The organism is Peterkaempfera griseoplana (assembly GCF_001418575.1).
GTDB classification, from domain to species: domain Bacteria; phylum Actinomycetota; class Actinomycetes; order Streptomycetales; family Streptomycetaceae; genus Peterkaempfera; species Peterkaempfera griseoplana.
This window is the reverse complement of sequence record NZ_LIQR01000269.1, coordinates 1-13,295: the sequence shown is the minus strand read 5'-3', so window position 1 is coordinate 13,295 and position 13,295 is coordinate 1. Positions and strand designations below refer to the sequence as shown.

Sequence of the window (13,295 nt, the reverse complement as noted above, 5' to 3'; positions counted from 1 at the left end):
GCGGGCCGCCCGGGCGCGGGCGCGGATCAGCGCGTCGTCCTCCCCGACATAGGTGTCGGCGAGGGCCGCACCCGCGAGCCCGAAGCCGGTGATGGCTGCCTCCGTCAGGGACCTGGCCGAAGCTGATGTCGATATTTCCAGCCACAGGTTACTGGCCGTCCCGGGAACCGCGTCCGACGGCGGCACGTTGGTGCTGTACGAGGGCGAACGGCCCCCGTGAGTGCGGTCGGCGGAGTCCGGCCGCACAGAGTGCACAGACAGGCTTTATCCGGAACTGACGGGCGAGGCGGATATGGTGGTGGCCCTGCTGGGCAGAAGAGCCGACCGAGGAGGTGTGGCTGAGGGCGGCGCCCCTGTGCGGCGGCACTTCCGCAGCACCACAGCGTCGGCCCGTACGCCGGAGCCCGTGATGAACCAGCCTGTGCACACCCCCGACGAGCCGTCCGCCGACCCGCAGCCGGCAGCCACGGCCGCCTTCATCCAGGGGGCCGACGCGCAGAGCTGGACTCCGCCCACCTGGGAGGAGATCGTCCAGGCGCACAGCGCCCGGGTCTACCGGCTCGCCTACCGCCTCACCGGCAACCAGCACGACGCCGAGGACCTCACCCAGGAGGTCTTCGTCCGCGTCTTCCGGTCGCTCTCCACCTACACCCCCGGCACCTTCGAGGGCTGGCTGCACCGGATCACCACCAATCTCTTCCTGGACATGGTGCGCCGGCGCCAGCGGATCCGCTTCGACGCCCTCGGTGAGGACGCCGCCGAGCGGCTGCCCAGCCGTGAGCCCAGCCCGGCGCAGCACTTCCACGACAACCACTTCGACGCCGATGTGCAGCAGGCGCTGGACACCCTGGCCCCGGAGTTCCGGGCCGCGGTGGTGCTCTGCGACATCGAGGGGCTGTCCTACGAGGAGATCGCCGCCACCCTGGGCGTCAAGCTCGGCACCGTCCGCAGCCGTATCCACCGCGGGCGCTCGCATCTGCGGTCCGCCCTCAAGCACCGTGCCCCGGGCACCGCCCCGGGCCGGGTGCGGCGCGGCGGTTCGGGCGACACCGCGCCGGCCGCCGCCGCGGCGGCAGGACCCGCCCCGTCCGGCGACCGGGGGCGGTCGTGAGCGCAGAGCGCTACACCGGTTCGGGGCGCCGCGGCAGGATCCAGTCGGTCGGCAAGGACGGCGCAGGCCCGGAGGAGCCGCAGAGCATCGCCTCGGTGGTGGCGCTCACCAATGTGGGCACCGGCCCCGCGGCCGAGCAGTCCGTCGAGGAGCACCACCTCGGCGAGCGGCTGGCGGGCTTCGTCGACGGCGAGCTGGACCATGATCTTCGCGACCGGGTGCAGGTGCATCTGGCCACCTGCCCCGACTGCCTCGCCGAGGCCGAGGACGCACGGTCGGTCAAGCAGCTGCTCGCCGAGTCGGTCACTCCTGAGCCGTCCGCCTTGCTGCTGGGCCGCCTGCTGGCGATCGGCGCGGACCGTCCGGACGGCGGCGACAGCACCTTCGGCGGCAGCAGCCGGCTGGACGGCGGATCCTTCGGCCGCGGCGCGGGCGGCGGCCCCTTCGGCGGCGGCGCGGCCTTCGGCAACGGCGCCCTGGGCGCGGCGGCACCGCTGCCGGGCCTGGACCCCCGGGCGGCCCAGGCCGGACCGCTGGTGGAGCTGCGGACGTCCACCCGGCTGCGCACCATGGTGGCCCCTCCGGACGGGCGCCCCGCGGGTACGGCGGTGGAGCGTTCGCCGCGGCCCTCGGCGGCCCGCGGCCGCCGCTTCGCCTTCGCCGCCGCGGCGGCGGGTGCCTTCTCGGTCGCGGCGGTGGCCCTGAGCGGCCTGGGTGCGCTCGGCGGTGTGGACACCACCACCGACGAGCCCTACGGCTCCAGCGTCAGCCCGGTCGCCGACACCGGCTCGGGCAACGGCGAGATCTCCCCGCTGAACGCACCGGTGCGGGTGCCGATCAGGGCCGGATACCCGGTCTCGGTCCCGGCCCAGCTGCCCGACTTCATCAGCGCCTCCCCCGGCAGCCCGGGCGCCACCCCCTCCCCGCTGGCCACGGCCGGCCGCTCCGCCGAGCGGTAGCCGCGGCCGCCCCCGCGGACCGGTCCCTGCGACCGGGTGTCGGGGCGGGGGGCGAGGCTGGTTGAATCGTGGGGCGGCCGCCGCGGGCCGCGGTGCCTACAGGGGAGCAGCAGTACGCATGAGCTCGACGGAAGACCGGGCAGGGCTGACCACCGGTGCACCGCAGTGGTGGAGCCACCCCGACCGTCCCGCGGCCGCCGACCCCGGACCCGGCTCCGTGCCCGGGGAATCCGGCGCCGGGACCCTGGCCGAGGGAGACCGGCCCCACGGTGACGAGCCCCGTCCTGCGGCGCCCGTGGCGACCCCGGGGGTCGCCACCGCCGTCCGGGAGCGGCCGCTGCCGCAGTGGGACCCCTGGGGTCCGCCCTCAGCGGGCGGTGCCGGGTTCGACGGCTGGGCCGCCCCGCCGCCGCCCGCAGGGCCGCGGCGCACCGGCCCGCTGGTGGTCGGCGCGGTGCTGCTCGCCCTGTTCGCCGGGACCGTCGGCGGCGGCATCGGCGCCTTTCTGCAGGACCGCGGCACGGGCGGGCACATCAGCCTGCCGCAGATCTCCGACACCGCCGTGGGCCGGGCTCCGGACAGCGTCGCGGGCATCGCCCACGCCACGCTGCCGGGTGTGGTGTACATCCACGTCAAGGGCCCCGCGGCGGAGGGCACCGGCACCGGGTTCGTGCTGGACACCAAGGGCCGCATCCTCACCAACAACCATGTGGTCTCCCCGGCGGCCTCCTCCGGCACCATCACCGTCACCTTCAACAGCGGCCAGACCCGCAGGGCCACGGTGGTGGGCCGGGACGCCGGGTACGACCTGGCGGTGATCCGGGTCAGCGGGGTCTCGGGGCTGCGGCCGCTCACCCTGGGCGACTCCGACGGGGTGCAGGTCGGCGACCCGGTGGTGGCGATCGGCGCGCCCTTCGGCCTGGAGGGCACCGTCACCTCCGGCATCATCAGCGCCACCCACCGCCCCATCACCGCAGGCGGCGAGGGGGACAGCGACGGCGTCTCCTATGTGGACGCGCTGCAGACCGACGCCCCGATAAACCCCGGCAACTCCGGCGGCCCGCTGATGGACGCGCGCGGCCGGGTGATCGGCATCAACTCCGCCATCCGCTCCGCGTCCGGCGGCACCGGCGATCCGCTGGAGGCCGACAAGCAGGCCGGCAGCATCGGCCTGGGGTTCGCCATCCCGGTGAACGAGGCCCGCCGCGTCGCCGAGCAGCTGGTGAACGACGGCAAGGCGGTGCACCCCGTGATCGGGGTGACCCTGGACATGCGGTTCACCGGTGACGGCGCCAAGGTGCTCACCCGGTCCGGTTCCTCCGGCGGTGCCCCGGTCACTCCGGGCGGGCCCGGCGACCGGGCGGGGATCAGGCCCGGCGATGTGATCGTCTCCGCCGACGGGCGGCCGGTGCACGACGGCGACGAACTGGTGGTGCTGATCCGCAGCCACCGGCCGGGTGACACCGTTCAGCTGGTGGTGAAGCGGGGGTCCGCCCGGCACACTGTGAAGGTCAGGCTGGACGGTGCCTCCGGGGGCTGACCGGGTGGTGCCCGGCCCATGTTTGCCACCGCTTAACCATGGGGCCTGCCCGGTACCGGCACCAGGCCATTACCCTGGTGAGCAGTCGCCGTCGTGCCCATACGTCGTCCAGCTGCAGGGAGTCCCGGGTGTTCAATGACATAGGCCTGCCCGAGATGCTGGTGCTCATCGTCATCGCGGTGATCGTCTTCGGGCCCGACAAGCTGCCCAAGGTCATTCAGGACACCATGGCGTTCATCCGCAAGGTGCGCTCCTTCGCCGACAACGCCAAGGCCGACATCCGCAAGGAGCTCGGCCCGGAGTTCAAGGACTTCGAGTTCGAGGACCTCAACCCCAAGACGTTCGTCCGCAAGAATCTGCTGGGCGGCGACGAGCTGGGGCTCAAGGAGATCCGCAACGGCTTCGACCTGAACCTGGACGCGGACGACGAGCCGGCTCCGGTGCCGCACCGCACGGCCGGGGGCACGGTGGACATGACCAAGGGCGGCGGCGACCTGCCGTCCGGGGAGCGCCCGCCGTTCGACCCGGACGCCACCTGAGCCGGGCGCAGTACCCGCCACTCCGAAAACACCCGGTTCCACGACACGCCGGGAGGGCGGCACCGCCGTCGCTATCCTATTTTCTGCCCTGATGCATCGTCTGTGACTGCGGGGCCCGGCGCACCGCGCGCCGGAGCGGTGACAGGTCGTCTGAGGAGGCCCAGGATGGACACGACGAGTCGTGCAGCGGGAGCGGCACCGGCGGCCGCACTCGACGGCTTTCTGGCGGCGGACTTCCCCTGGTACGGCCTGGACGACGGCTGGACCGGGGCGCGCTGGCTGATGCAGGTGGGGGCGGTGGCCGAGGGCTCGGTCGACTACGGTTCGGTCGGCCACGGCGACGAGCCCGCCGCCCGCCAGTACGAGGGGGTGCCGGACACCCGCCGCTTCGTCGTCGTGGTGACGGTCGCCCGCCGCCCGGTGCGGCGCAGCGTCGACGGCACCGGGGTGCTGGAGGCCACCTCCGCCTCCTCCGCGGCGTGGCTGGCCGGCTCGGGGCTGCTCTCCGCCACCTGGCCCGGGCAGCTGGACCGCTCCCTGCGGCAGGACTGGCTGGACCAGCAGACCGCCATCGCCTGGGATCTGGCCGACGACCTGGACGGCCCCAACTGGTCCTCGCTGAACCTGCCGGTGGCCGGCGCCCCCAAGGACTTCCGCTACCGCGAGTCCGAGTACGGCTGGGTGCTGGCCGGGGAGGCTCCCGGGGTGCTGCTGGGCGCCTACGGACGGGGCATCAGCGCCTACGGTCTCGGCTTCGCCCCGGTCCCGGACATCGTCCGCTACACCGAGCCGCGCCCGGCCGGAGCCACCGCGCTCGGCTTCTCCTCCTGACACGGCCGCAGGGCCCCGCATGGCTCGGCCATGCGGGGCCCTGCGCCGTGAGCGCCCGGGCGTGGCGCCCGGAACGGGTCGCTCAGAACTTGTTGCGCGGGGTGAGCCCGAGGGAGAGCCCCGCCAGGCCCCGCTCACGGCGGCCCAGCTTGCCGGCGACGGCGCGCAGCGCCTCACCGGCGGGGGAGTCCGGGTCGGAGAGGACGACCGGCTTGCCCTCGTCGCCGCCCTCGCGGAGCCGGATGTCGATCGGGATGGCACCCAGCACCGGCACCTCGGCGCCGGTGGCCCGGGTCAGCGCCTCGGCCACGGTCCGGCCGCCGCCGGTGCCGAAGACGTCCACCATCTCGCCGCAGTGCGGGCAGGGCATGCCGGACATGTTCTCGATCACGCCGACGATCTTCTGGTGGGTCTGCAGGGCGATGGTGCCGGCCCGCTCGGCGACCTCCGCGGCGGCCTGCTGCGGGGTGGTGACGATCAGGATCTCCGCGTTGGGGACCAGCTGGGCCACCGAGATGGCGATGTCGCCGGTGCCGGGCGGCAGGTCCAGCAGCAGCACGTCCAGGTCGCCCCAGTAGACGTCCGCCAGGAACTGCTGCAGTGCGCGGTGCAGCATCGGGCCGCGCCACACCACCGGGGCGTTGCCGGGGGTGAACATGCCGATGGAGATCACCTTCACGTCGTGCGCCGACGGAGGCATGATCATGTTCTCGACCTGGGTCGGCCGGCCCTCCACACCCAGCATCCGCGGCACGCTGTGGCCGTAGATGTCGGCGTCCACCACGGCCACCTTGAGCCCGTCGGCGGCCAGCGCCGCGGCCAGGTTGACGGTCACCGAGGACTTGCCGACGCCGCCCTTGCCGGACGCCACCGCGTACACCCGGGTCAGCGAGCCGGGCTTGGCGAACGGGATCTCCCGCTCCGCCGTGCCGCCGCGCAGCATGGTGGAGAGCTCACGGCGCTGCTCGTCGCTCATCACGTCCAGCTCGACCTCGACGCCGGTGACGCCGGGGACGCGTCCCACCGCCTCGGTGACACGGCTGGTGATGGTGTCCCGCATCGGGCAGCCCGAGACGGTGAGCCAGACGGCGACGCGCACCGCGCCCCCGTCGCCGATCTCCACCGATTTCACCATGTTCAGCTCGGTGATGGGGCGGTGGATCTCCGGGTCCTGGACGGTCGCCAGCGCACCGCGTACGGACTCCTCGAGTGCCGTCGCGCCGCCGGCCGCGCCCTGCGTCTCATTGGCCATGCACCGATGGTACGGCGCCTGCGGCGACCCCCGACCAGCCGGTAGCGTGCGGCGGGTCACACCGGGCGCCCGGATGCGGCTCAGACGTCCTCGACCCGGGGGGCCAGCTCCCTGCGCTGCTCCTCCAGCTCCTTCAGCAGCGCCTGCAGCTCGGAGCGGAGGAAGTCCCGGGTGGCCACCTCGCCCAGGCCCAGGCGCAGCGCGGCGACCTCCCGGGTGAGGAACTCGGTGTCGGCGATGTTGCGCTCGCTGCGTGCCCGGTCCTGCTCCATGTTGACCCGGTCCCGGTCGTCCTGCCGGTTCTGCGCCAGCAGGATCAGCGGTGCGGCGTACGACGCCTGCAGGGACAGCGCCAGGGTGAGGAAGATGAAGGGGTACTGGTCGAAGCGGAGCGGGCTGGGTGCCAGGCTGTTCCAGCCGATCCAGACGACCACCACCACTGTCATCCAGACGATGAAGCGGCCCGTCCCCAGAAAACGTGCGATCTGCTCCGACAGCCGCCCGAAGGCCTCCGGGTCGTACGCGGGCAGCCGCACCCAGGCCCGCCGGCCGCTGCGCGGCTGGTCCAGCCGGATCCGCCGGCGCTCCTCCCGCTCGCCCACCCGGGCCGCGGCCATCTGGCCGGGGGAGCCGGCGCCCTCGCGGATCCGCAGCTCCCGGAGTTCCCGCAGTTCCCGCAGCTCGCTCTGGAGCCGGGAGCGGCCCTCGTCCCGGTCCCGGCGGCCCCGTCCGCCGCGCTCACCGTCCACCGCCGGTCACCTCCTCGTGCGGCAGGTCCTCGCCGTGCACGGTGTACTCCCGCCAGTCGTCCGGCAGCAGGTGGTCCAGGACGTCGTCCACCGTGACCGCGCCCAGCAGGTGGTCGGCGTCGTCGACCACGGGCGCGGCCACCAGGTTGTAGGTGGCCAGATAGCTGGTGATCACCGGCAGCGGGGTGTCGGGCGGCAGCGGGTCCAGATTGCGGTCGACGATCGAGCCGACCAGGGTGTACGGCGGCTCCCGCAGCAGCCGCTGGAAGTGCACCATCCCCAGGTAGGTGCCGGTGGGGGTCTCGTTGGGCGGCCGGCAGATGTAGACCTGCGCGGCGAGCGCCGACTTCTGGTCCGCGACGCGCACCCGGGCCAGTGCGTCGGCCACGGTGGCGTCCGGCTCCAGCACGATCGGCTCGGTGGTCATCAGACCGCCGGCGGTGTTCTCCTCGTAGCTCAGCAGACGGCGTACCGGCTCGGCCTCCTCCGGCTCCATCAGCCGCAGCAGCCGCTCGGCCTCGTCGTCCGGCAGTTCGGAGAGCAGGTCGGCGGCGTCGTCCGGGTCCATCGCCTCCAGGATGTCCGCGGCCCGTTCGTCCTTGAGCTTGCCGATGATCTCCACCTGGTCGTCCTCGGGCAGCTCCTCCAGGACGTCCGCGAGCCGCTCGTCGTCCAGCGCCGCCGCCACCTCGGCGCGGCGCTTGGCCGACAGATGGTGCAGCACATTGGCCAGGTCGGCGGCGCGCAGCTGCTCGAAGGTGGCCAGCAGATTGGCCGCGCCCTGGCCCTCCTCGGTCAGCGAGAAGCCGGTGACCGAGGACCAGTCGACGGTGAGGGTCTCGCCCCGGCGGCGGAGCCGGCCCGCCTTGCCGCGCTGGACGAAGATCTTGCTGATCTCCCACTCCCGCAGCCGGGTCTGCACCATCCCCACGTCCAGGACGGTGACCTGCTCCCCGCTGGCGGTGAGGGTGACCCGGCGGTCCAGCATCTCGCCCACCACCAGGGTCTCGGTGGCCCGCTGTTCGAAGCGCCGCATGTTGATCACACCGGTGGTGAGCACCTGGCCGGACTCCAGGCTGGTCACCCGGGTCATCGGCAGGAAGATCCGGCGGCGGCTCACCACCTCCACGACCAGGCCCAGCACCCGGGGCGGTCTGCCGCCCAGGCGCAGGGAGACCACGACGTCACGCACCCGGCCCACCTGGTCGCCGTTGGGGTCGAAGACCGCCGTGCCGGAGAGGTGGGAGATGAAGACCCGGTTGGCTGAACCTGGCATGGCCTCCTCGGTCTCCTTACTGGCTGCCCGGTCTGCCCGCTCTGCGTGCCCGCACCGCGCGCCTGCCCCCGCGCGCCGTTGTGCAGCCCAGGCTACCCGGGCGTCTTCGCGCGGGCCCGCCGGGTGGCCCGCCGCGTGTGGCTCCGGCAAGCAGGCCGCGCAGGTCCGGTGAAGGGCCGCCTCCGGGGCCCCGCGAGCGGAACCTGCGGTGCCGGGTCCCGCGTACGCTGCGGTAGCTTGCTGGCGTCCCGCCGGCCCCGACTCCAGGAGGAACCTGCCGATGCACCGCACCGCCGCCCTGGGGACGGTCTGCGCGGTCGTCGCGCTGGCCGCCGGCTGCTCCGGCCCGCCGCCCGACCCGGACGCGGGGACCAACGGCATCGGCCGGCAGGCCCCGGACGTCATCGCGGCCAAGGCGCGGGCGGCCGCCCTCGGCGCCTCCTCGGTGCACCTGTCCGGCACGGTCGTCAGCGCGGGGGCCACCTACCGGCTGGACATGCGGCTGAAGTCCGGCGGCGGCACCGGTGAGGTGGTCAGCGGCGCCCGCACCTTCGAACTGCTGCGGGTCGGCTCCCAGCTCTACGTCAAGGGTGACGCCGCGTTCTACAGCGAGGCCTCGTCGGGCACCTCGTCGGCGGGCTCGGACTCCACCGCGGCCTCGGCCAAGCTGCAGGGGAAGTACGTCAGGGTGCACTCCACCGACCCGTCGTACCGTCAGCTGTCCGTCTTCACCGACAAGGCGGCGCTGCTGGGCAGCGTCACCGATCTCGGCGGTCCGGCCCGCAAGGCGGACTACCGGCGGATCGACGGTCTGCGGACGGTCGCGGTCACCACGGACGGCGGCAGCACCGTGCGGGTCTCCCTCCAGGGCACCCCGTTCCCGGTCGAGGTGGACCGTCCGGGGAACGCCGGCACCCTCACCCTCAGCGAGTACGGCAGGGACTTCACCGTGACGCCCCCGCCCGCCGGTCAGGTGCTGGACTTCGGTACCGGCTCCGCCACCGCCGGCAAGGGCTGACCGGGCGCCCGGCCGCTCGGGCGTCGTCCGGCCGTCAGACCTTGCGGCGGCGCAGCAGCAGCTTGGGGAGCCCGGCCGGGGCGGGCCGGCGGGTGGTGGCCGGGGAGGGCATCGGCGGCGCGGCGTGCGAGCCGTCCGGCATCGCCCCGGGGTGCTCGTCGGACGGACCGGCCGGCTCCAGGCGCAGCACCCGGCACTCCCGGGCCCAGCGGTCGGCGATGGTGTCGGTGTCGGGGGCGTTCAGCCGCTTGCCCTTGAGTTCCTCCACCGCGGCCAGCCAGGCCTCGCCGCCCGGCGCCAGCTGCACCACGCGCGCCTGCCAGCGCACCAGCCGGCCGCCCTTGTCCTTGCTGCGGACCGTCACGGCCGCCCGCTGCCCGTCCGCGAGCCCGTGCAGGGGCTGTTCGCCGCCGTCCCCGACGACCACCACCGCGCCGTCCTGCCAGGCGTGCCAGAGCGGGCGGCTGGGGGCGCCGGTGCCGTCCCGGTCGTCCGCCGTCACCCAGAGCAGTCCTGACTTCTTGGCGGACTCCTCCACCAGGGCGGGGTCGAAGAGTTCCTCGGCCGTCGGGGCGGGTGCGGCAGCAACACGGTCCATGCCGCACAGCGTACGGTGCACACCCGGTGCGATCGAGCCTCGTGCCCGCTCCGCGGACCGGACGACAGTGGTGTGGCGGTGATTGGGCCCTTACATTGGGAGCGACCGCCTTCCCCACGCACAGCATCGAGGAGCACCGTGCCCGGCCGGCCCGACACCGCACCCACCACTCCGGCCGGAGCCCCGGCGGCGCCGCCGGCGGACGGCCTCCCAGGGCACCCGCAGCCGGCCGCCGTCACCCACCCGCACCGGCTGCCGATGACGGACCTGCTGCTGCTCGCCGTCTCGGTGGGCGGCATCTCCCTCTCCGCGCCGCTGATCAGCGCCACCGCCGCGCCGGCCCTGGCCATCGCCTTCTGGCGGAACACCATGGCGGTGGGCGCCCTCGCCCCGTACGCCCTGCTGCGGCACCGCGCCGAACTGCGCGGCATCGGCCGCCGCGCGCTGCTGCTGACCCTCGCCGCCGGCCTGCTGCTCGCCCTGCACTTCGCGCTCTGGCTGCCCAGTCTGCACATGACCTCGGTGGCCTCCTCCACCGCACTGGTCACCACCACCCCGCTGTGGGCCACCCTGATCATGCGGCTGCGCGGCCACCGCGCCCCCGCGGCGGTGTGGATCGGCACCGGTGTCGCCTTCACCGGTGTGCTGGTGCTGACCGGGGTGGACCTCTCGCTCTCCCTGCGGGCCCTGTCCGGCGACGCCCTGGCGCTGGCCGCGGGGCTGGCGGCGGCCGGCTATCTGCTGCTGGGCGCCGAGGTCCGCCGTACGGTCTCCACCACCGCGTACACCCTGCTCTGCTACGCCACCACCGCCCTGCTGCTGCTGGTCGCGGTGCTGGTCTCCGGTACCGCGCTGCACGGCTGGGACGCGGGCACCTGGTGGAAGCTGGTGCTGCTCACCGCCACCGCGCAGCTGCTGGGTCACTCGCTCAGCAACCGGGTGGTGCGCACCCTGGGGCCGTCGGTGACCTCCACCGCGATCCTGCTGGAGACACCCGGCGCCGCCCTGATCGCCGCCGTCTGGCTGGGCCAGCTGCCCCCGGCCGCCGCCTATCCCGCGGTGGTGCTGATCCTGGCCGGCCTGGTGCTGGTGATCCGTACCAACCGCCGCGGCTGACCAGGAGCGCGGACCGGCCCCCGGGTCCGCCGACCCGGCGTCAGAGCCAGCCGTTGCGGCGGAAACCGCGGTACATCATGCAGCAGACCACCGCGATGCCCACCAGCACCGCCGGGTAGCCGTACTGGGACTTGAGCTCCGGCATGTGCTCGAAGTTCATCCCGTAGACACCGGTGATCATGGTGGGCACCGCGAAGATGGCCGCCCAGGCGGTGATCTTGCGCATGTCCTCGTTCTGGGCCACCGAGACCTGCGCGAGATTGGCCTGGAGCAGCGAGTTGAGCAGCTCGTCGAAGGCGGACACCTGCTCGTTGACCCGCGCCAGGTGGTCGGCGACATCGCGGAAGTACTTCTGGATGTCCGGGTCCACCAGCCGCATGGGACGCTCCGAGAGCAGCTGCATCGGGCGCAGCAGCGGGCCGGCCGCCCGCTTGAACTCCAGCACCTCACGCTTGAGCTGGTAGACACGGCCGATGTCGGCGCTCTTGCCGCTCCGGGTGGCGAAGACGTCGAACTCCACCTCGTCGACGTCGGTCTGCAGCTCGTCCACCACCGCCAGGTAGTCGTCGACCACCTGGTCGGAGATGGCGTGCAGCACGGCGGAGGGGCCCTTGGCCAGCAGCTCGACGTCCTCCTCCAGCCGGCGGCGCAGCGCTTTCAGCGAGCCGTGCTCACCGTGCCGCACGGTGATCACGAAGTCCTTGCCGGTGAAGACCATCACCTCACCGGTGTCCACCACCTCGCTGGTGGGGGTGAGCTGGTCGTGCTCCACGTACCTGATGGTCTTGAAGACGGCGAAGAGCACGTCGTCGTACCGCTCCAGCTTGGGCCGCTGGTGGGCGTGGACGGCGTCCTCCACCGCCAGGGGGTGCAGCCCGAAGCGCTTGGCGATGCCCTCGAACTCCGCCTCGGTGGGCTCGTGCAGCCCGATCCAGACGAAGCAGTCGGCGTCGGTCGGCTCACTGTTGGCCAGCCGCACCCGGTGCACCGCCTCGCGCGGCGAGCAGCTGTCGCCGACGCGCTTGCCGGCGCGGTACACGGCGCAGTCCACCACTGCGCTGGGGGTCGGCTCGGAGAGGCTGCCGTCGTAGGCGGCGCCGGGGCGGCGGCGGTGCGGGCGGACGACGGCGCGCAGGTCGCGGATCATCGACATGGCGGACTCCTTCACGGGCAGGGCCGTCGACTGCCGGCGGGGCGGTGGGTCGCCCCAGCGGTGTGCCGGAGTGCGGCGGCGGGGAACGCCTGGCGGTGGCGCCGGGGAGGTGAGGAACCGTCACGGCGCCCGGGGCGGCGCTCTCCCGTCCGGTGGTACGTGCCCGGAGAAAACACGATCCGCTACTGCCTCGGAGCGCAGGACGGGGGCCTGAGCACTCCCGATCCGGGAGGAGGAACACATCGGGGCGCGAGCCTTGGGGGGCTCAGCTGCCAACCGTGGTTCGGTTGCTGTCAGGTCCTCAGATCCGAGGAGGGCGGCCGCAGGGCACCGGTACGGGAGAGCTGCCGGTACTGCACGGTCGGCTGGTATCCACCCGCAACCACCTCCCTCGGCCGGTCCCCGCTGGGGGAAAGCCTCGTCCCTCACCGCGCGCGGCGCGCGCCATACTGCGTCCGCCGGCGGAAATGCCGTCGTGGGGTTTCACCCGCGCCCCGGCCGGGTAGGCCGTGGTGCATCGACCCCGCCAGGGGTCCCTGCGGCATGTCCGCTTTCGCGGGCCAGCGACCCACCATAGCAGGCGAGGCGTGCAGCGCGCCGCAGGACGGCCGCAACGGCCCTCCCTCAGTCTGCCCGATAACCTCGCATGCATGGCCCCTCATGACCCAGGCTTTGCCGGCGCAGGCCCCGACCCGCTCTCCCGCGAGGCGGTGCTCGCCGCGGTGGAGGCCAGGTTGCTCACCACATTCGGGGAGCCCGGCGGCAGGGCGGCCGTCACCTTCCTCGGCGCCGACCGCATCGAGGTGCTGCGGTTCGGCCCCGGGGCCGGGGCCGGCGCGGCGGACTCCGCAGTGGTCCGTTACGCCACCCTCGGCATGGCCGCCGCACCGATGGCCGATCCGCTGAGCCCGGTCGCGGATCCGCACCGGGGCCCGCGCGCGGAGCTGGTGCTCTCGGTGCGCGGCGGTTGTGACGGCGTACTGCGCGCGCTGGCGACCCTGGCGGCGTCACCGCAGGTGGAGGGGCTGGTGGTGGCCCCGGGGGCGTCGCTGGACCTGGGCGCCCCGCTGTGGGAGGGGGCGCCGTTCCAGTCGGTGCTGGTGGCCGAACCGGGCGGTCTGGTGGCGGATCTGGAGCTGCCGGAGCCCGCCGA

The 13,295-nt window shown here is 73.7% G+C and carries 13 protein-coding genes and 1 pseudogene; 8 read left to right on the top strand and 6 right to left on the bottom strand.

All coding sequences use genetic code 11. The features are described 5' to 3' along the window. A pseudogene (locus tag AOK09_RS41350) lies at positions 1 to 186 on the bottom strand (hypothetical protein); the annotation flags it as partial. Between the two features lie 223 nt (positions 187 to 409). Between AOK09_RS41350 and sigE the strand changes: the two are divergent. The 5 genes from sigE (at position 410) to AOK09_RS20510 (ending at position 4,980) form a co-directional block, all read left to right on the top strand. Continuing rightward, positions 410 to 1,111, top strand: a complete 702-nt coding sequence (gene sigE / locus AOK09_RS20530) for an RNA polymerase sigma factor SigE (RefSeq protein WP_055588679.1) — start codon at positions 410 to 412, stop codon at positions 1,109 to 1,111. Next, entirely contained in the window at positions 1,108 to 2,070 is a 963-nt protein-coding gene (locus AOK09_RS20525) for a zf-HC2 domain-containing protein (RefSeq protein ID WP_055588678.1), read from the top strand. The genes sigE and AOK09_RS20525 overlap by 4 nt, the downstream gene beginning before the upstream one ends. A 118-nt stretch (positions 2,071 to 2,188) precedes the next feature. Beyond that, positions 2,189 to 3,610, top strand: coding sequence for a S1C family serine protease (locus AOK09_RS20520; protein WP_055588677.1), 1,422 nt, complete (start codon positions 2,189 to 2,191; stop codon positions 3,608 to 3,610). 128 nt (positions 3,611 to 3,738) lie between these two features. After that, positions 3,739 to 4,149: a sec-independent translocase gene (locus tag AOK09_RS20515; RefSeq protein WP_055588676.1), complete on the top strand. Its 411-nt coding sequence runs from the start codon at positions 3,739 to 3,741 to the stop codon at positions 4,147 to 4,149. 165 nt (positions 4,150 to 4,314) lie between these two features. Next, the gene (locus AOK09_RS20510) at positions 4,315 to 4,980 is read left to right on the top strand and encodes a hypothetical protein (protein ID WP_055588675.1); all 666 of its coding nucleotides are present in this window, start codon (positions 4,315 to 4,317) and stop codon (positions 4,978 to 4,980) included. A gap of 82 nt (positions 4,981 to 5,062) precedes the next feature. Here AOK09_RS20510 and AOK09_RS20505 read toward each other — a convergent pair whose 3' ends face one another. From AOK09_RS20505 to AOK09_RS20495, 3 genes are all read right to left on the bottom strand, one after another. Further along, positions 5,063 to 6,232 (bottom strand): Mrp/NBP35 family ATP-binding protein, encoded by a 1,170-nt coding sequence (locus tag AOK09_RS20505; protein WP_055588674.1) that lies wholly within the window; start codon positions 6,230 to 6,232, stop codon positions 5,063 to 5,065. Positions 6,233 to 6,312: 80 nt separating this feature from the next. Next, complete coding sequence (locus AOK09_RS20500) at positions 6,313 to 6,849, bottom strand: DUF1003 domain-containing protein (protein ID WP_055588683.1); 537 nt, start codon at positions 6,847 to 6,849, stop codon at positions 6,313 to 6,315. A gap of 121 nt (positions 6,850 to 6,970) precedes the next feature. Next, positions 6,971 to 8,257 carry a magnesium transporter MgtE N-terminal domain-containing protein gene (locus AOK09_RS20495; protein WP_055588673.1) on the bottom strand — a complete coding sequence of 429 codons (1,287 nt, stop codon included), beginning with the start codon at positions 8,255 to 8,257 and terminating at the stop codon, positions 6,971 to 6,973. Positions 8,258 to 8,537: 280 nt separating this feature from the next. Between AOK09_RS20495 and AOK09_RS20490 the strand changes: the two genes are divergently transcribed. Beyond that, positions 8,538 to 9,275, top strand: a complete 738-nt coding sequence (locus AOK09_RS20490) for a hypothetical protein (protein WP_055588672.1) — start codon at positions 8,538 to 8,540, stop codon at positions 9,273 to 9,275. A gap of 34 nt (positions 9,276 to 9,309) precedes the next feature. On the opposite strand, the gene AOK09_RS20485 is transcribed toward AOK09_RS20490, so the two are convergent. Continuing rightward, positions 9,310 to 9,873: a hypothetical protein gene (locus AOK09_RS20485; protein WP_055588682.1), complete on the bottom strand. Its 564-nt coding sequence runs from the start codon at positions 9,871 to 9,873 to the stop codon at positions 9,310 to 9,312. A 258-nt stretch (positions 9,874 to 10,131) separates the two neighbouring features. Between AOK09_RS20485 and AOK09_RS20480 the strand changes: the two genes are divergently transcribed. Beyond that, on the top strand, positions 10,132 to 10,989 hold the full coding sequence (locus AOK09_RS20480) for a DMT family transporter (RefSeq protein WP_055588681.1): 858 nt from the start codon (positions 10,132 to 10,134) through the stop codon (positions 10,987 to 10,989). A gap of 40 nt (positions 10,990 to 11,029) precedes the next feature. Here the strand turns inward: AOK09_RS20480 and corA are convergent, their stop codons facing one another. Next, a complete protein-coding gene (corA, locus tag AOK09_RS20475) occupies positions 11,030 to 12,142 on the bottom strand; it encodes a magnesium/cobalt transporter CorA (protein WP_055588671.1) in 1,113 nt (370 codons plus the stop codon). 650 nt (positions 12,143 to 12,792) lie between these two features. Between corA and AOK09_RS20470 the strand changes: the two genes are divergently transcribed. Continuing rightward, positions 12,793 to 13,295: suppressor of fused domain protein (locus AOK09_RS20470; protein ID WP_055588680.1), on the top strand; the 503-nt coding region annotated here is incomplete at its 3' end.